The following is a 17,569-nucleotide window of genomic DNA, read 5'->3' on the forward strand; positions in this document are numbered from 1 at the left end:
GCACTCAGGGCGGTCCACCGAATACAGTCAACGCTCATGAGGACCCGACGACTGCTGGTGGTTGCTGCCGGAATGACGCTGTGCGTGGCGGCATGCTCGACGCCCGAGCCGGCGCTGGGCGGCACGACGGCCACTGTCACGATCGACGGCGAGCAGGTCAACGGCACTCAGCCGGTGCGCTGCCAACAGTCCGGGTGGTCCTGGTACGTCGAAACCCCCGGCGAGGACCCGGGTTTCACGGCCGTGCTGGAAACCGGCGGGGCCGTCACCGCGAAATCGGTCCAGTTCAGGGACTTTGGCGGCTTCAGCGGGGCGTTCTGGGTGGACAACATCGGAGAGGCCGAGGCCACCGGCGAGAACGGGCGCTACACGATCACCGGGACCGCGGACGGCAACTTCACCGACAGGCCCAGCGAGGCGGTCAGCGCCCGGTTCCGGATCGAGACCGACTGCTGAGCGGCGGTCAGGCCTGGACGATGATCGGGTCGCCGACGCGGACGGTGTCGAAATACCAGGCGGCGTTGGCGGGGCTGAGATTGATGCAGCCGTGGCTGACGTTGGCGTAGCCCTGCGACCCCACCGACCAGGGCGCTGAGTGCACGTACACGCCGCCCCAGGTCACGCGGACCCCGTATTCGCCTTTGATGAGGTAGCCCTCCGGGTCGTCCAGCGGGATACCGATGGTGCGCGAGTCGAACGTGACGTTGCGTTCTTTGGACAGCGCGGTGAAGCGGCCGGTCGGGGTCGGGAACTTCGCCTTGCCCATCGATGCCGGCATCTCCCGGGCCACCACTCCGTCGATGCTGACGGTGAACGAGTAGGCGCTGATGTCGGCGACGCTGACGACCGACGAGCCGGTCTGGAAGCTGGTGGCGAACCCGCCGACGCTGACGTCGATCCGGGAGTGCGCGGGGAAGAATTCGCCGGGCGCCCACTCCGCGGTGCGGTCGTCGAGCCAGGTCACCTCCCCCGGCATCGAGGCGGGAGCGCCGGCGGGACGGACGTCAAGGGACCGTTCGACCGCCCAGCGGTCGGTGACGCCCTTGCTGAACGTGACGGTGACCGGATGCGCGACACCGACGGGCCGGTCCGGTCCCGGTGACACATCAACTACGCGCAGACCCGCGGCGCTGCCGGCGGCTGCGCCGGCGACCGGGGCGGCGATCGACAGGCTCGCGATCAACGCCGCGCAGAAAGCGAGCACCAGCGGGCGCGAGCCAGCGGTCAGCGAACCGACTTGCTGCAGACGGTGTCTCAGCACATTCCCATCCTACGTGTCTGTCACAGGGCCTATATGTGCTTATCGATCCGATGGTGCTGAACGTTTCATGACGTGTCCGCGCGGACGGTCACGGCGCCGCGGTGCACCGCCAGCAACATGTAACCCAGGCCCAGGACACAGGCGGAGAGCGCCGCGACGTTCATCGCGACCGCGGCCGGGCCGACGCTGGCCGGGTCGAGGAAGAAATACGGTGCGCGCCGGCCCGCCTGGTTGAGCACCAGCAGCGCCAGCACCAGGTAGGCCGCCGGATAGGTCAACCAGGCCACCGGCTGCCACCACGGCACCGGGACCAGGCCGCGGCCGACGAGCAGCCAGTCCGCGAGCGCCAACAGCGGCACCCCGACGTGCAGCAGGAAGTTCGCGGGCGTGTACCCCATGCTGTGCTCGGTCAGGAAAAGATTCCAGATCAGCCCGGCCATCACCACGTAGAGCACCACCGCGCCACGGAAACCGATCCGGGCGTCGGCGCGAGGCGCCAGCAGCGTCCACAGGTAGTACGCCGCGGCCAGCAGATTCGCCTGGTAGGTGAAGGTGATCAGCCGCCAGCCCACCCCGCGGCCCGAGGTCAGCTCCACCAGCAGCAGCGCCGCCGCGACACAGCCGATGATCGCGATCCGCAGCGCGACGCGCAGGCTCATCCGGCGAGGACCTCGAGGAGCAGCCGTGGGTCGATGTTCCCGCCGGAGAGCACCACGACCGTCGCCCCCGGCGGCGTGACGCCCCGCCGGTAGGCGGCCAGCCCCACCGCCCCGCTCGGCTCGCTGACCAGGTGACCTGCCACCGCGAACTCGCGTACCGCCGAACGGATCTCGTCCTCGGAGACGGTGATCATCCCGTCCACCACCATCTGGAGGTGTGCGAACGTGAGATCCGACGGCTGCGAGCGCAGACCGTCGGCGATCGTGCGGTTACGGTCTTCGATCGGCCAGTCGACTCGGTGGCCGAGCCGCAGGGCCTCGGCGGTGTCGGCGGCGAGCTCGGGTTCGACGCCGAACACCTGGGCCTGCGGGCACAGTGCGCGGATCGCCACACCGACGCCGGAGCACAAGCCCCCACCGCTGACCGGGACCAGCACGTTACGCACGTCGGGCAGATCCTCGGCGATCTCCAGGCCCACGGTGCCCTGCCCGGCGATGACGTGGGGATGGTCGAACGGCGGGATCATCACCGCGCCGGTCTCGGCGGCGACCGCGGCGGCCACCTGCTCGCGTTGTCCCGCCCCGCACAGCACCACCCGCGCCCCGCGGGTACGGGTGGCCTCGACCTTGATGGCCGGGGTCTCCTCGGGCATGACGATGTGGGCCCGCAGGCCGAACACGGCCGCCGCGTAGGCCACCGCCTGGGCGTGGTTGCCGCTCGAATACGCGACGACGTCGGCGACCTCCGGATCGCGGGCCGTCAGCGCCGCGATCGCGTTGAACGCCCCGCGCACCTTGAACGCACCGATCGGCTGCAGGCTCTCCGGTTTGATCCACAGCGGGCGGTCCGGGTCGCCCCACAGCGCCGGCACCAACGGGGTACGCACCACGTGGGGCCGCACCCGCTCCGCCGCGGCGTGCACATCGTCGATCGTCACCGGCTGCATGCGGTCCAGTCTGCCCCGGCGTCCTAGGGTGTTGCGGGTGACCGAGTTCTCGCTGGCGATCGTGCCCCGGTATGCCGAGGTCGACCAGCAGGGGGTGGTCTTCAACGGGCACTACCTGACGTGGTTCGACGAGGCCTGCACCGGCCTGTTCGACTCGCTGGGCATCGCGTACCCGGTGTTGCTGGCCGACGGGCTGGACTTCCAGGTGGTGCACGCCGAGATCGATTTCGTCACCTCGGTGCGATGGCGCGACGCCGTCCGGGTGACCGCGCAGTGCACCCGGATCGGCACCACCAGCTTCACCATCGGTTTCACCGTGCTCGCCCGCACCGGGGATGCCGAAGAACGCGTCGCCGTACGGGGCCACAACGTCTACGTCATGGTTTCGACCACCGACTGGGCCAAGCGACCGGTTCCCGAGCACCTGCGGACGGTGTTGGGTCCCGGATGAGCCTGCGCAAGCCCGCCTGACCGGTACGGTCAGCGCATGGGCGACGATCACGCACCCCGCAGGGAGCTCACGCCCGGCATGGCCGAGCAGCTCGACCTGGCCCACGCCGGGATGGCGTCGTTCGGACACCGGCCGTTTCTGACCGACGTCGACACGCTCGACGCCTGGAAGCCCGATGCGGCCATCGTCGGCGCACCGTTCGACATCGGCACCACCAACCGCCCCGGCGCCCGGTTCGGTCCGCGCGCCATCCGGGCCACCGCCTACGAACCCGGCACGTACCACATGGATCTGGGACTGGAGATCTTCGACTGGCTCGAGGTCGTCGACTTCGGCGACGCGTACTGCCCGCACGGGAACACCGAGGTGTCACACCGCAACATCCGCGAACGGGTCCACGCCGTGGCCAGTCGCGGCATCGTGCCGGTGGTCCTCGGCGGCGACCACTCGATCACCTGGCCCGCGGCGACCGCGGTCGCGGAGGTCCACGGCTACGGCAACGTCGGCATCGTGCACTTCGACGCCCACGCCGACACCGCAGACGAGATCGAGGGCAATCTGGCCAGCCACGGCACCCCGATGCGGCGCCTGATCGAGTCGGGCGCCGTGCCGGGGTCGCACTTCGTGCAGGTCGGCCTGCGCGGCTACTGGCCGCCGCAGGACACGTTCGAGTGGATGCGCGAGCAAGCCATGACCTGGCACACCATGCAGGAGATCTGGGAGCGCGGGTTCCAGGCCGTCATGGCCGATGCCGTCGCCGAAGCGCTCGCCAAAGCAGACAAGCTCTACGTCTCGGTCGACATCGACGTGCTGGACCCCGCGCACGCGCCCGGCACCGGAACGCCCGAACCGGGCGGTATCACCAGCGCCGACCTGCTGCGGATGGTGCGCCGGCTGTGTCACGAGCACGACGTCGCCGGGGTGGACGTCGTGGAGGTCGCGCCGGCCTACGACCACGCGGAGCTGACGGTCAATGCCGCCCACCGGGTGGTGTTCGAGGCGCTGGCCGGGATGGCCGCCCGGCGCCGGGACGCCGCCGGTGCCGAACCCGGGCAGCCCGCGCGGTCCTACCGCCGAGACGACCGGGCTCGCTAGCCCTTGGTCAGGGTGAACTGGCAGACGTCCGTGTAGCCCTCGCGGAAGAGGTCGGCGCAGCCGGTCAGGTACTTCATGTAGCGGTCGTAGACCTCTTGGGACTGAATCCTGATGGCCTCGTCCTTGTGTGCCTCCAGCGCCGCCGACCAGTGGTCGAGGGTGCGGGCGTAGTGCAGCCGCAGCGGCTGTACCCGGGCCACGGTGAAGCCGGCCTTGGTGGCGTGGCTGCGCACCTTGCTCGGCTGGGGCAGATCCCCACCCGGGAAGATCTCGTCCATGATGAACTTGAAGAAGCGGATCTTGGTCATCGTGACCGGTAGTCCGCGCTCTTTGAACTCCTCGTCATCCGGCTTGACGATGGTGTGCAGCATCATCACCCCGTCGTCGGGCAACGCCTGGTAGGCCATCGAGAAGAAGTCGTCGTAGCGGTCCCGCCCGAAGTGCTCGAACGCGCCTATCGACACGATGCGGTCCACCGGCTCGCGGAACTGCTCCCAGCCCTGCAGCAGCACCTGCTTGGTGCGCGGGCTGTCCAGCCCGTCGAGCACCTGCTGCACGTGCGCCTGCTGATTGCGGCTCAGGGTGAGGCCGATGACGTTGACGTCGTACTTCTCGACGGCGCGTTTGATGGTCGCGCCCCAGCCGCAGCCCACATCGAGCAGCGTCATGCCGGGCTGCAGACCCAACTTGCCCAACGACAGGTCGATCTTGGCGAGCTGCGCCTCTTCCAGCGACATGTCGTCGCGCTCGAAGTAGGCGCAGCTGTAGGTCTGCGTGGGATCGAGGAAAAGCCGGTAGAAGTCGTCCGACAGGTCGTAGTGCGACTGGACGTCTTCGAAGTGGGGGGTCAGGTCGCGCACCCCGTCGCTGGTTTCTGGCAAGTCACAAGCCTTCGGAATCGTTGCTGGTCGACTGACGGCCCCGCCGGTTTGAGGACGCTCTCGTCGTTGCGCAGTTTATGCACACTACCCGAGATGGTACGGCGAGAAAATCTGCGTGCTCGGCAGCGCGCGGGTACTTTCGGCAGCGGCCTATCGTGGAGATCTACCGCGCACGTCAACCGTGAGAGGGAGCAATGACCACACCAGACCCCGGCTCGCTGAACGACGCCCCCGAGGCCGACGTCGCCGAGCAGAACATCCCGGTCGACCAGTCGGCCGACGATGCCGAGGACGCAGGGGTCTTCACGGATGCCGAGCGGGTCGCGCGCGACCGGGACTGGCAGGCCAATGAGGCCGATCTGCTGGAACAGTCCATCGACGTCCCGATCGACGACGCGGAGTTCGACCGCTGAACAGCCCGTTGTACGGATCGGTCACGGTGTCGATGGCCGCCCCCGCCGACCGCATCTGGGAGTTGGTCGCCAACGTCGAGAACATCGGCCGGTTCTCGCCGGAGACGTTCGAGGCGGAGTGGCTCGACGGCGCCGCCGGCCCGGCGCTGGGTGCACGGTTTCGCGGTCACGTCCGGCGCAACGAGATCGGACCCGTGTACTGGACGACGTGCCGGGTGACGGCCTGTGCGCCCGACCGCGAGTTCGGCTTCGAGGTACTCGTCGGCGACCGGGCGGTGAACAACTGGCACTACCGCCTGTCCCCCACCGCGGCGGGTACCGACGTCACCGAGTCGTTCCGGCTGAACCCCAGTCCGCTGATGTCGGTGTTCGCCGTGGCGGGCGGTCAGCTGCGGCGCCGGCGCAATCTGCGCGACATGCGCACGACCCTGCACCGGATCAAGAACGTCGTGGAAGCGTCACCGGCCGGGTGATTGCCGGGTGCCCCCGGCGGGTATCTGGCTTCGGTGACCGAGCCAAGCGATGAAGTCGTCGATGCCGTCGGCAAGCTGACCGAGGGACTGGAGTACCTCGAACGCGCCCGCGGGCACCTCTATGCGTTCCATCAACTCATGGGTCGCGCCGACCTGCTGGTCGGAGACGCCTGTAAAGCCTTGCGCGACACCGGAAACGACGCTGTGGCCGAACGCCTCGAGGCCGACCTGGTGGGCCGCAACGTGCTCGAGGGACGCTGGACGTTCCAGATCGTCGAGGAGTTCGACGACACCTACTGGAACGTGTTCCGCGACCACGAGCGCCGCGTGCGTGACGAACTGGTCGGCGGGCAACGACATCTGCACGAATCGCGCATGAAAGAGGATCGCCGGACCGCCGGCAGAAAAGGTCACGAGTCCCGGCCCTGAAGCTACCCTGGGTCGGTATGAGCTTGGGCACCGGAATCATCCCGCGGATCAACGGCGCCCCGCCGCCGGCCATCGCGCTGACCGACATCGATCTCGGCTCCTGGGACTTCTGGGGTCTCGACGACGACATCCGCGACGGTGCCTTCGCCACCCTGCGCCGCGAGGCCCCGATCTCCTTTCACGAGGCGTTCGTCGCCGACGGGGATGCCGAGATCGCCGGGCACTGGGCGCTGACGCGGTACGACGACGTGCACTACGCCAGCCGCCATCCGGAGCTGTTCAGCTCGGCGCTGGGGATCACCATCGGTGATCAGACCCCGGAACTGGCTGAGTATTTCGGCTCGATGATCGCGATGGACGACCCCCGCCACACCCGCCTGCGCAACATCGTGCGCAGCGCCTTCACGCCCCGGGTGCTGGCGCTGATCGAGGACTCGGTGCGGGCCCGGGCGGGCCGACTGGTCGAGGACATGGTGGCCGAGCATCCGGACGGGCAGGCCGACATCGTCACTGCGCTCGCCGGGCCGCTGCCGCTGCAGATCATCTGCGACATGATGGGTATCCCCGCGGCTGACCATCAGCGGATCTTCCACTGGACCAACGTCATTCTGGGGTTCGGCGATCCCGACATCGCCACCGACTTCGACGAGTTCATCGAGGTGGCGATGGCCATCGGCGCGTACGCCTCCGAACTGGCCGACGCCCGGCGCAGCCATCCGCGCGACGACCTGACCACCAGCCTGGTCCAAGCCGAACTCGACGGCGAGCGGCTCACCTCGGCGGAGGTTGCGTCGTTCTTCATCCTGCTGGTGGTGGCCGGCAACGAGACCACCCGCAACGCGATCAGCCACGGGGTGCTGGCACTGAGCAGGTACCCCGACCAGCGCGACATCTGGTGGGCCGACTACCCGGCGGTGGCGCCCACCGCGGTCGAGGAGATCGTCCGCTGGGCCTCCCCCGTGGCCTATATGCGCCGTACCGCGACCCGGGATGTCGAACTGGGCGGCGTACGTATCGCCGAGGGCGACAAGCTCACGCTGTGGTACGGCTCGGCCAATCGCGACGAGACCAAGTTCGCCGACCCCTGGACGTTCGACGTCCGGCGAAACCCGAACCCGCACGTGGGTTTCGGAGGCGGCGGGGCGCACTTCTGCCTCGGCGCGAATCTGGCGCGGCGCGAAATCACGGTGGCCTTCGAGGAGGTGCACCGGCGGGTACCCGACCTGACCGCGACGGCCGAGCCCGACCGTCTGCATTCGGCGTTCATTCACGGGATCAAGCGGCTGCCCGTGTCCTGGACGCCGCCGGGCTGACGGTCAGCGCCTCGCGTCGGGACGCGGTTGGGTTCCGGCGTCGTTGCGCGGCTGGGCCCCGGCGTCGTTGCGCGGCTGGGCACCGGCGTCGGCGGAGGTGTCCTTGCGGGCCCTCGGGTCCAGTTCGTCGGCGTGGCTGAGCCGGGAGTCGATGTGTTCGCGGGCGCTGTCGACGGTTTCGCGGCGGCTGGCCGCGGTGTCGGCGAGCCGTGCTGCCTCGGCGGCCTTCGCGTCGGCCTCGGCTTGTGCGGCACGGGCTTTGGCCTCGGCCTCCTGCGCGAGCGCGGCCTGGCGGTCCACCCGCTGGCTGTCCTCGGCCACCTCGGCGCGGATGCGGTCGGCCTCCTCGGTGCGCCGCCGATGCCGGGCCTTGTTGGCCAGGAACACCACGACGCCCAGGACGACGAGCGCGACGACGATCGCGACGATGATCCACACTGTGTTGTCCATGCCGGCTCCTTCGCTAACCGGCCGCACCAGCGGCGGCCGCGATGATGCGACGGATGCCCGGGTACCGGCGGCGTTAAACGCTCACAGCGTCGCGGTCAGCGGCCCGGTCTCGGTGCAGATCTTCTGCGGCGGGTTGCCCTTGGATGCGCATCCCCGGCCCGTCGCGGTGTACGCAGCGCCGGGCCGGTACGGCGTGAAGACCTGCGCGGGCAGGATGCCGTTACCGGTGGCGCACTTGCCCGCGCCGGGACCGCCGGCCTCCTGAAGGCAGGCCACCGTCTGATAGGTCACCGCACCGTCGCATGCGCGGGTCGTCACCGTCGCGGTGACCATGTCTGTCCCGGACACGTCGACCACCCGGGGAGCAGCGAGCTCATAGGCGCACCCCGTGGGCGCGGGCTGGGCTGCGGCGGGGGCAGCGGCCGGGCCGCCGGCCGGCGCCCATGCCAGCGCACAGGCCGCCAGCAGCGTCAGGATCCGCACCATGTCAGGATGTTAGGCCACCGGTGGCCGGGTGGGCGGCGAATGGGTCCAGTACCGCCAACATGGCCTCTCCCGACCGTGTCCAGCTGAACTGTTCGGCGCGCCGGCGCGCGCCGTGACGGCGGAGCCGTTCGGGACGCCGCAGGATCGAGGTGACGGCCCGGGCCAGCGCCGCCGCGTCGTCGGCCGCGGCGGCGCCGCTGTCCTCGGTCAGGATCTCGGCCAGCGCGGAGGACCGTGACACCACCGCGGGAGTCCCACACGCCAGCGCCTCGAGTGCGGCGAGCCCGAAAGTCTCGTGGGGTCCGGGTGCCAGCGCGACATCGGCGCTGGCCAGGATGCCGGCCACGGTGTCGCGGCAGTCGATGTGCCCGGTGAAGTCGACGGGCAGCCCGACCGCCTGCCGCTGCAGGCGCGCCCGCAGCGGCCCCTCCCCGACGACCACCAGCCGCGCGTCGATGCCCCAGCGGCGCAGCGCGGCGATCGTGGCGATGCTGCGATGCGGGTGCTTCTCGATCGACAACCGTCCGCAGTGCACCAGCAGCAACTGCCCGGCGCCCGCCCAGTACCGCCGGACCGGCAGGGACCACCGGCTCGGGTGGAACTGGTGCAGGTCCACGCCCAGCGGGACCGTGGACAGATTGGTGGCACCGATGCGGGTGAACTCTTCACGGGCGAACGCGGTGGTGCACACGACCGCGTCGTAGTCGGCCGCGGTGCGGCGGTTGGCGGCGTCGGCGATCCCGCGAGCCCACCGGTCGGGAAGCACCTGTCCGACAAGGCGATCCAGCCGCTCGTGGGAGATCATCACCGTCCACACCCCGTGGCTGCGACCCCACCGGCCCAGGCGGCGCAGCGTCAACCGGTCCGAAACCTCCAGAGCATCCGGGCTCAGCCGCTCCAGTTCGCCGATCACCGGGTACACAGACACCGCCCGATAGCCACCGGTGAGCGGAATCTGCCGGGCCGGCAGCGTGATCCGGGTGACCCCCGAGGTCAGCCTGCTCTGTTCCCTGTTCGTTCCGGGCACCAGGAGATACACATCGTGCCCGGCGCGGCAGTATTCCGCGCCCAGCCGGTCCACAGCGGTCCGCAGCCCGCCCGAACGGGGACCGTAGAAGTTGGCGACCTGGACGACCCGCATGCCCGCATCGAAGCCGCTGGGCGTGTGCGCGCGACCACGTCCGGGAGAAGGTCAGCCGAACAGCGGGTTTCGCGACGGTGCCGTCAGGTCAGGTGGGCCGACAGCCAGTCCAGTGAGCGACGCCAGGCATCGGCTGCGGCGGCCGGGTCGTACCGGTCGCCGGTGTCGTTGAAGAACGCGTGATTGGCGCCCGGCTCGATGACGATCTCGTGGACCAGGCCGGCCTCCTGCAGCGCCGCCCGGGCGGCCGGTTCGGTGGCGTTGACCCGTTGATCGAGCTCCCCGTAGAAGGCCAGCACCGCGACGTCGCGGGAGCTAGAGAAATCGGCGTCGTCGGGGGTGGGGCCGTAGAACGGCAAGGCGGCGGCCAGTTCGGGCGCGCCGGCGGCGAGCGTGCGCCAGACCAGTCCACCGCCCATGCAGAAGCCGACCACCGCGATCTTGCGGCCCGGGGTGCGGCGCGCCACCTCGGCGAGACCGGAGCGGATGTCGGCCACCATGTCGGCCGGGTCACGCCGGCCGAGTGCTGCGGTGGCCTCCGCGGGATCGGCGAAGGTGGCGGTGCCGCCCTGTGCGGAGAGCAGGTCGACGGCCAGGCTGGAGTAGCCGGCACCGGCCAGCCGCCCCGCCACCGACCGGGTCCAGTCGTTGAGGCCCTTGTTCTCGTGGATGACCAGCACCGCGCCGCGCGCGTCGGGCGCTTCGGCCCAGGCGCCCTGCAGTTCACCGGAAGGGCCGGCCCACTGCACCGGTGTGGTGGGCAGGGCCGCGTCCATCCCGGGGGGCGCGGCGGCCGGGGAGGCCGGCGACGTCGCCGGCGCCGCGGTCCCCCCGCGGTCCCCCGCCTCCCCGCTGTCATCGCGGCCGCACGCGGCGATCAACGCCGAGGCCGCAGTCGCGCCGACGCCGAGCAGGGCCAGCCGGCGCAGCGCCTCCCGGCGTGACATCAGACCGTCGACGTGGTCGGTGGCGATCTCCTCGGCGATATAGCGCTGCAGCGGCGTCACCGGGTCGATTATCCTGGCCCGCCGTCGACCGCAGGCCGGAGTAGACATTCTTCGAAATCTGTTCAGCGATGTCATTGACACCTGTCTGCGGGCACTGTTCGATGACTCTGTGACCTACGACACGATCATTCGGGGGGCCCGCTGGTTCGACGGCACGGGCGCCCCGTCGGCGGTGCGCACGCTCGGCATCCGCGACGGGCAGATCGTGGCGGTGGTCCCCGGCGAGCTCGACGCGGCCGGATGCCCGCAGGTGATCGATGCGCACGGCAAGTGGGTGCTGCCCGGGATGATCGACATCCACACCCACTACGACGTCGAAGTCCTCGACGGTCCGGCCTTGACGGAGTCGCTGCGCCACGGCGTCACCACCGTCGTCCTCGGATCCTGTTCGCTGTCAACGGTCCATGTCGACGCGGTGACCGCCGGTGACATCTTCGGCCGAGTCGAGGCCATTCCGCGCGATCACGTCATCTCGGCCGTCGAGCGCCACCGGAACTGGACCGGCGCCGAGGAGTACATCTGCGCGCTGGAGGCGCTGCCGCTCGGCCCGAATCTCGCGGCGTTCCTCGGGCACTCCGACATTCGGGCCGCGACCATGGGTCTGGATCGCGCCACCCGCGCCGAGGTCCGGCCCACCCCGGCCGAACAGACCCGGATGGAGGGCCTGCTGACCGATGCGCTGCGCGCCGGCTTCCTCGGAATGTCCTCGCTGCAGCTGCGTTTCGACAAGATCGACGGCGAGCGGTGCCGCTCCCGCACGTTGCCGTCGACGTTCGCCGCGCGGACGGAACTGCGCCGGCTGACCACGCTGCTGCGTCGGTCCGGCCGGGTGCTGCAGTCCGCGCCCGACATCGAGAACCCGGCGAATCTGGTGTCGCACCTGCTGCGGTCGCTGGGCCTGCGCCGCCGGCCGCTCAAGACCAGCCTGCTCTCGGCCGCCGATGTGAAGACCAATCCGCTGGCCTGGCGCGCGCTCGGTCCGATGGCGCGGCTGGTCAACCGGCTCGGTGGGAACTTCCGTTGGCAGCATCTGCCGGTGCCGTTCGAGGTCTACGCCGACGGCATCGACTTCGTCATCTTCGAGGAGTTCGGCGCCGGAGAGGCCGCGCTGCATCTGCAGGACGAGGTCGAGCGCAACGAGATGCTGCGCGACCGGACATATCGACGCAGGTTCCGCAAGGACTACGAGAACAAGCTCGGGGTGCGCGTGTGGCAGCGCGACTTCTTCGACGCCGAGATCGTCGGCTGCCCGGACCGGTCGGTGACCGGCAAGTCGTTCGGTCAGGTCGGTCGCGAGCGCGGCATCCACCCGGTCGACGCATTCCTGGACCTGGTGGTCGAGCACGGCAAAAAATTGCGCTGGCGCACCACGATCTCCAACCACCGGCCGGCAGTCCTGCAGAAGATGGCCCGGGATGCGGGACTGCAGATGGGCTTCTCCGACGCCGGGGCGCACCTGCGCAACATGGCGTTCTACAACATGGGACTGCGCCTGCTGCGCCACGTCCGCGACGCCGAACGCGCCGGCCGGCCCTTCATGACCGTCGAGCATGCCGTGCACCGGCTGACCGGTGAGCTGGCCGACTGGTACCGCATCGACGCCGGCCACCTGCGCGTCGGTGACCGCGCCGACCTGGTGATCGTCGACCCCGATCGTCTCGATGCGAGCCTCGACGACTACGCCGAGGACGCCGTGGACATCTACGGCGGACTCTCGCGGATGGTCAACCGCAACGACGCCACCGTGTCGGCGGTGTTCGTCGGCGGCCGGGCGGTTTTCCTCGACGGTGCGCCGACCGCCGTGGTGGGCCGGCGCCGGACCGGACAGTTCCTGCGGGTCGCCCAGCGCACGCCCGCCCTCGCACAGTCGGAAGGGGACCTCGCCGATGCCGGCTGATCCGGAGACCACCGTCGCCGGCCTGTGGGCGGCGCTGTCGGACCGCGACTGGGACCGGCTGCAGACCTTCCTGGCCCCCGACTGCATCTACCTCGACGTACCCGTCGGACCCGCCGCCGCGGCCCGCGGCCCCGAGGACATCGTCAAGCGGTTGAAGATCGGCATCGCGCCGCTGGCGGCCTACGAGAACTTCCCGGGACTGATGGTCAGCAACGGCGTCGACGTGATGTACGAGCACAGTGAGCAATGGCGTTGGCCCACCGGGGAATCGGCGCTGCTGCCGTTCGTCTCCGTGCACCGGGTCTCCGACGGCAAGATCACGCTGTGGAAGGACTACTGGGACATGGGGGCGCTGGCCAACCACGCGCCACCCTCCTGGCTCGAGGACTTCGCCAACGCGGACATGAGCTGGGTGTTCGACGCCACCGGACTGGTCTGAAAGGAAACGCCATGCTCGATCTGAAGATCACCGGGGGGACCGTCGTCGACGGCACCGGCGCGCAACGCTTCCGGGCCGACATCGGCGTCAAGGACGGGCGCATCGTCGAGGTCCGCCGCCGCAGCGGCGACGACCCCGGCCTGCAGACCGACGCCGAGCAGACGATCGACGCGACCGGACGCATCGTCGCACCGGGTTTCGTCGACGTGCACACCCACTACGACGGGCAGGTCAGCTGGGACGAGACGCTGGAACCGTCGAGCCTGCACGGCGTGACCACCGTGGTCAGCGGCAATTGCGGGGTGGGTTTCGCCCCGGTGCGCCCCGGCCGCGAACAGTGGCTGATCGAGCTGATGGAAGGCGTCGAGGACATCCCCGGCTCAGCGCTGGCCGAAGGCATCACCTGGCAGTGGGAGAGCTTTCCCGAATATCTCGACGCCGTCGAAAAGCGCAGTCTAGCCGTCGATTACGGCACGCAGATCGCCCACGGCGCGGTACGCGGGTATGCGATGGGAGAGCGCGGGGCCCGCAACGAGGAGGCCACCGCCGACGACATCGCCGCGATGGCGCGCATCGTGACCGAGGCGATCGAAGCCGGTGCGCTGGGGTTCTCCACCTCGCGCACCGAGGCGCACCGCGCGATCAGCGGTGAGCCGGTCCCGGGCACCTACGCCGCCGAGGCCGAGCTGTTCGGGCTCGGGCGCGCGATGGCTGCCGGCGGGCGCGCGGTTTTCGAGGTGTCACCGCAGGGCACGGCCGGCGAGAGCCCGGCCGAGGCGTGCATGCGCGAGATGGACTGGATGACCAAGCTCAGCGCCGAGATCGAACGACCTGTGTCGTTCACCATGATCCAGACCGGCGGCGCCCCCGATCTGTGGCGCGCTCAGCTCGAGCGTGCGGGCAAGGCGCTGGAGAACGGCATCGAGGTCTACGCACAGTTCGCCGCGCGGCCGTTCGGCATGTTGTTCGGCTTCCCCGGCTACCACGCGTTCACCCACCGGCCGACCTACCGCAAGCTCAAGGCGCAGTTGGCGCCCGCGGAGCTCACGGCGCGGCTGACCGATCCGGCGGTGCGCGCGGCCATTCTGGCCGAGGACGACCTGCCACCGCAGCTGCTCCCGTTGTTCGACGGGTTGTTCGCGCTGATTCAGCACAGTCTCGACCGCATCTACCCGATCGGCGATCCGCCCGACTACGAGCCGACGCCCGATCAGACGGTCGCGGCGATCGCCGAGCGCCGCGGCGAGGCCCCTCTGGCGACGTTGTACGACCTGATGCTCGACGGCGACGGCACCGCGATGCTGATGCTGCCGTTCTTCAACTACGCCGAGGGTAATCACGACGCCATCTACGAGATGATTACCCACCCGGCGGCGGTGTCGGGGCTCTCCGACGGGGGTGCGCACTGCGGGCTGATCTGCGACGCCTCCTACCCGACATTTCTGCTGACCCATTGGGCCCGTGACCGCCACCGCGGTCCGAAGTTCTCCCTCGAGTACGTCATCCGTAAGCAGACCCTGGACACCGCAACCCTTTTCGGGCTGTCCGACAGGGGCGTGATCGCCGAGGGCAAGAAGGCCGACCTCAACGTCATCGACACCGACGCGCTGCGTCTCGACGTCCCCAAGATGGTCTACGACCTGCCCGCCGGCGGGCAGCGGCTGATCCAGAGCGCATCGGGCTACGACGCGACGGTGGTCAGCGGTGTGGTGACCCGCCGGGACGGCGTCGACACCGGAGCCCGCCCGGGCCGGCTGTTGCGCGGGGTGCGCTGAGGGCTCAGCTCAGCCCGTAGACGCGTTCGGCGTTGCGGTGGGCGATCAGGTCGATCACCCGGACGGCGTCGGGCTGACTCCATTCTCCGGCGTCGACGAAGCCCTGCAGCGTGGTGGCGATCCCGGCGCGCCACAGCCGGGCGCCCAGATAGTGCAGTTCGGCCGGACCGAACCCGTCCGATGCGTAGAGGATCTTACGGAACGGCGCGAGCTCCAGCAGACGCCCGACGAACGCCGCCGACCGGGCGCCGAGATGGTGGATCGACAGGCTGCCGTCGAGGTGGACGTTGTTGAACGCCTGCGCCAGATACCCGGCTTCCCGTTCGTAGGGATAGCAGTGCAGCAGCAGCACCGGGGTGTCCCCGCTGCCGCGCAGGAAGTCGATCAGGTGTGTCGGATTGGCCGCGTGCAGGTCGGCGTCGCGGTCGCCGAACCCGACATGGAGCTGCAGCGGTTTCCCCAGCCGCAGCGCCCGGTGCAGCCCGAACCGCAGCAACACCCGGTCGCGCAAGCGCATCCCGCCCGCGTCGCGCCAGCGGGCGGCCGCGTCGGCGACCTCGGCCGGTGACGGCTCGGACAGGTCACCGGGAAAACCGCCGCGGTAGGCCAGAATCGACTTCGTGCCCAGCGCGGTCCGGGTCTGTCGCCACAGCAGCTCGTCGAACGCGGCGGCGTAGTCCCCGGGTGCCGCGGCCGCCTGCTCGGCGACGGTCTCCAGCCGCACGATCTCGTGCACCCGCCCGGAGTCGAGCGCGGCGAGTTCGTCGATACCGGCTACGCCGTCGGCGAACCCGGTGTCCACCATCCAATCCGACACCCCGGCAGCGCGTAGGAACCGTTGCGCCAGGACATCTTCGGGGATCGTGCGGCGCGCTGCCCAGTAGACGTCGGGCTCGACATGGCGGTCCAGGCCCAGCATTTCGGAGCAGTGGGCGCGTACCGAGAAGCCGAGCTGGGTGTCGAACGCCGAGTCGAAGGACGCCACCGCCTCGGTGTTGGCCTCGTTCAGCGCGTTCTCGAACCGGTGCCGGCCCACCGGCGAGAGCCAGCAGCCGTGCACATGGTGGTCGACCAGCCGAACGGTCCCGGCGTGGTCTCGCAGGGCCGACACTCACACGCTCCAGGACAGCCGGAACTTCTCGGCCAGCGCGTCGCCGTCCAGGTGCGCGTAATGGTGCTGTTCGTAGCGCCGGACCGCGACGACGGCATCGACGACGGCCGCGCCCAGGATGGCGCGCATCCGCGACGAATGCTCGAGCGCTTCGAGAATCGCCGACTGGTCGGTGCCCAGCACCGCCACATCGGCGTCGGCGGTCAGACTGGACGGATCAACGGTCACCTCGGCGGGCAGCGACTCCCCCTGCCGGATGCCGTCGGCCGCCAGACCCAGGATCACCGCCGAAGCCAGGTACGGGTTCGCCGACGGGTCGATGATCTTGACCTCGACGTTGGCGCCGTACGGGTTGGCGGCTCCGCCGGACAGGAATCGCACCGCGGCTTCCCGGTTCTCCGTGCCCCAGCAGGCGTAGGCGCCTGCCCACTGCCCGGGCTGCATCCGCATCCCCGACATGATGGACCCGCTGAGCACGCCTTGGGCCTCCCGCAGCCCGGCGAGCACACCGGCCACCGCCGACGCGCCGTCGGCGGTCATGCCGGCGGGTCCGTCGCCGCCCGAGAACAGCGGCGTTCCGTCTCGCATCAGCGAGAAGTGTTGGTGCGCACCGTTTCCGACGCTGCCGGCGAAGGGCACCGGTGACAGGCTGGCGCGCATTCCGTACTTGCGCGCGATGCGTCCGATGATGATGCGCATCAGCGTGACCTGGTCGGCCGCGGCGACCGGCGGCTGCGGGGCCAGGGAGATCTCGAACTGGTTGACACCGTACTCGGGGTGGAACTGCTCGATGGCCACGCTGGACGCGGTCGCGGCTGCGGTGACGTCACGGACGAAGTTCTCGAACTCGAGAACGCCGGCCAGACCGTACTGAGCCCACAGGTGACCGGGCAGCGCAGCGCCGTCGGGGCCGACGAGCACGAACTCGATCTCGTGCCCGACGAGCGCTTCGATCCCGGCTGCGGACAACGTGTCCTCCACCCGGCGCAGCGCGCCGCGGGTGCAGTACGGATCCGGCGCGCCGTCCTGGCCGTAGAACGATCCCGGCGCCCAGGCCAATCCGTCGCCCAGGATGCGCAGTGCGCCGAGATCGATGCGGATGCGTTGGTCACCGATGACGCCGGTGGCCTCGCTGAACACGATTCCCGTCTGGTCGATGGCGAACACGTGCCACACCGGGCTGGCGCCCAGCCCGGGGTCGGCGAACGAGCCCATCCGGCGCAGCGGCACCGTCTTGGCGTGGATCAGGCCCGCGGGATTGACCACGGTGCCGATCAGTGTCGCGACCCCGTCGGCCTCGAGTTGAGCGATGGCCGCAGCGGCGAGCGGTTTGGCTGCCAT

General features: G+C 69.9%; 20 protein-coding genes. 10 read left to right on the forward strand and 10 right to left on the reverse strand.

Features of this window, described 5'->3' with window-relative positions:
- Positions 1 to 36: 36 nt before the first annotated feature.
- Positions 37 to 456 (forward strand): lipoprotein LpqH, encoded by a 420-nt coding sequence (locus G6N31_RS06015; RefSeq protein ID WP_098005400.1) that lies wholly within the window; start codon positions 37 to 39, stop codon positions 454 to 456.
- A gap of 7 nt (positions 457 to 463) precedes the next feature.
- Here G6N31_RS06015 and G6N31_RS06020 read toward each other — a convergent pair whose 3' ends face one another.
- From G6N31_RS06020 to G6N31_RS06030, 3 genes are all read right to left on the reverse strand, one after another.
- A complete protein-coding gene (locus G6N31_RS06020) occupies positions 464 to 1,171 on the reverse strand; it encodes a L,D-transpeptidase (protein ID WP_420091206.1) in 708 nt (235 codons plus the stop codon).
- Positions 1,172 to 1,326: 155 nt separating this feature from the next.
- Positions 1,327 to 1,920 carry a Pr6Pr family membrane protein gene (locus tag G6N31_RS06025; RefSeq protein WP_098005397.1) on the reverse strand — a complete coding sequence of 198 codons (594 nt, stop codon included), beginning with the start codon at positions 1,918 to 1,920 and terminating at the stop codon, positions 1,327 to 1,329.
- Positions 1,917 to 2,867 (reverse strand): threonine ammonia-lyase, encoded by a 951-nt coding sequence (locus G6N31_RS06030; RefSeq protein ID WP_098005395.1) that lies wholly within the window; start codon positions 2,865 to 2,867, stop codon positions 1,917 to 1,919. Before G6N31_RS06030 ends, G6N31_RS06025 begins: the two co-directional genes overlap by 4 nt.
- Positions 2,868 to 2,904: 37 nt before the next feature.
- Here G6N31_RS06030 and G6N31_RS06035 point away from each other — a divergent pair, with 37 nt between their 5' ends.
- Both G6N31_RS06035 and speB read left to right on the forward strand, forming a co-directional pair.
- Positions 2,905 to 3,318 carry an acyl-CoA thioesterase gene (locus G6N31_RS06035; protein WP_179964272.1) on the forward strand — a complete coding sequence of 138 codons (414 nt, stop codon included), beginning with the start codon at positions 2,905 to 2,907 and terminating at the stop codon, positions 3,316 to 3,318.
- Positions 3,319 to 3,354: 36 nt separating this feature from the next.
- The gene (speB, locus tag G6N31_RS06040; RefSeq protein WP_098005391.1) at positions 3,355 to 4,413 is read left to right on the forward strand and encodes an agmatinase; all 1,059 of its coding nucleotides are present in this window, start codon (positions 3,355 to 3,357) and stop codon (positions 4,411 to 4,413) included.
- Here the strand turns inward: speB and G6N31_RS06045 are convergent.
- On the reverse strand, positions 4,410 to 5,294 hold the full coding sequence (locus tag G6N31_RS06045; RefSeq protein WP_098005389.1) for a cyclopropane mycolic acid synthase family methyltransferase: 885 nt from the start codon (positions 5,292 to 5,294) through the stop codon (positions 4,410 to 4,412). The genes speB and G6N31_RS06045 overlap by 4 nt on opposite strands.
- Positions 5,295 to 5,488: 194 nt before the next feature.
- Between G6N31_RS06045 and G6N31_RS06050 the strand changes: the two genes are divergently transcribed.
- Genes G6N31_RS06050 through G6N31_RS06065 form a run of 4 tightly spaced genes read left to right on the forward strand, consistent with a single transcriptional unit; the run spans position 5,489 to position 7,922 of the window.
- Positions 5,489 to 5,707, forward strand: coding sequence for an Rv3202a family protein (locus G6N31_RS06050; protein WP_098005388.1), 219 nt, complete (start codon positions 5,489 to 5,491; stop codon positions 5,705 to 5,707).
- An 8-nt stretch (positions 5,708 to 5,715) separates the two neighbouring features.
- A complete protein-coding gene (locus G6N31_RS06055) occupies positions 5,716 to 6,180 on the forward strand; it encodes an SRPBCC family protein (RefSeq protein WP_098005386.1) in 465 nt (154 codons plus the stop codon).
- 33 nt (positions 6,181 to 6,213) lie between these two features.
- Entirely contained in the window at positions 6,214 to 6,609 is a 396-nt protein-coding gene (locus G6N31_RS06060; RefSeq protein WP_098005384.1) for a hypothetical protein, read from the forward strand.
- Between the two features lie 17 nt (positions 6,610 to 6,626).
- The gene (locus tag G6N31_RS06065) at positions 6,627 to 7,922 is read left to right on the forward strand and encodes a cytochrome P450 (RefSeq protein WP_098005382.1); all 1,296 of its coding nucleotides are present in this window, start codon (positions 6,627 to 6,629) and stop codon (positions 7,920 to 7,922) included.
- A 3-nt stretch (positions 7,923 to 7,925) separates the two neighbouring features.
- Here G6N31_RS06065 and G6N31_RS06070 read toward each other — a convergent pair whose 3' ends face one another.
- From G6N31_RS06070 to G6N31_RS06085, 4 genes are all read right to left on the reverse strand, one after another.
- Entirely contained in the window at positions 7,926 to 8,372 is a 447-nt protein-coding gene (locus G6N31_RS06070; protein WP_179964273.1) for a hypothetical protein, read from the reverse strand.
- Between the two features lie 81 nt (positions 8,373 to 8,453).
- Positions 8,454 to 8,858: a hypothetical protein gene (locus tag G6N31_RS06075; protein WP_098005380.1), complete on the reverse strand. Its 405-nt coding sequence runs from the start codon at positions 8,856 to 8,858 to the stop codon at positions 8,454 to 8,456.
- A 1-nt stretch (position 8,859) separates the two neighbouring features.
- Complete coding sequence (locus G6N31_RS06080) at positions 8,860 to 9,999, reverse strand: glycosyltransferase (RefSeq protein ID WP_098005378.1); 1,140 nt, start codon at positions 9,997 to 9,999, stop codon at positions 8,860 to 8,862.
- A gap of 83 nt (positions 10,000 to 10,082) precedes the next feature.
- Positions 10,083 to 11,006: a dienelactone hydrolase family protein gene (locus G6N31_RS06085; protein ID WP_098005376.1), complete on the reverse strand. Its 924-nt coding sequence runs from the start codon at positions 11,004 to 11,006 to the stop codon at positions 10,083 to 10,085.
- Between the two features lie 109 nt (positions 11,007 to 11,115).
- On the opposite strand from G6N31_RS06085, the gene G6N31_RS06090 reads away from it, so the two are divergent.
- Genes G6N31_RS06090 through G6N31_RS06100 form a run of 3 tightly spaced genes read left to right on the forward strand, consistent with a single transcriptional unit; the run spans position 11,116 to position 15,117 of the window.
- A complete protein-coding gene (locus G6N31_RS06090; protein WP_098005374.1) occupies positions 11,116 to 12,903 on the forward strand; it encodes an N-acyl-D-amino-acid deacylase family protein in 1,788 nt (595 codons plus the stop codon).
- The gene (locus G6N31_RS06095; protein WP_098005372.1) at positions 12,893 to 13,342 is read left to right on the forward strand and encodes a nuclear transport factor 2 family protein; all 450 of its coding nucleotides are present in this window, start codon (positions 12,893 to 12,895) and stop codon (positions 13,340 to 13,342) included. Before G6N31_RS06090 ends, G6N31_RS06095 begins: the two co-directional genes overlap by 11 nt.
- A gap of 11 nt (positions 13,343 to 13,353) precedes the next feature.
- Positions 13,354 to 15,117: an N-acyl-D-amino-acid deacylase family protein gene (locus tag G6N31_RS06100; RefSeq protein ID WP_098005370.1), complete on the forward strand. Its 1,764-nt coding sequence runs from the start codon at positions 13,354 to 13,356 to the stop codon at positions 15,115 to 15,117.
- Positions 15,118 to 15,121: 4 nt separating this feature from the next.
- Here the strand turns inward: G6N31_RS06100 and G6N31_RS06105 are convergent, their stop codons facing one another.
- Positions 15,122 to 16,228, reverse strand: a complete 1,107-nt coding sequence (locus G6N31_RS06105; protein ID WP_098005368.1) for an amidohydrolase family protein — start codon at positions 16,226 to 16,228, stop codon at positions 15,122 to 15,124.
- Positions 16,229 to 17,569 (reverse strand): type I glutamate--ammonia ligase, encoded by a 1,341-nt coding sequence (locus tag G6N31_RS06110; RefSeq protein ID WP_098005366.1) that lies wholly within the window; start codon positions 17,567 to 17,569, stop codon positions 16,229 to 16,231.

This window comes from Mycolicibacterium duvalii, from assembly GCF_010726645.1.
GTDB lineage: Bacteria > Actinomycetota > Actinomycetes > Mycobacteriales > Mycobacteriaceae > Mycobacterium > Mycobacterium duvalii.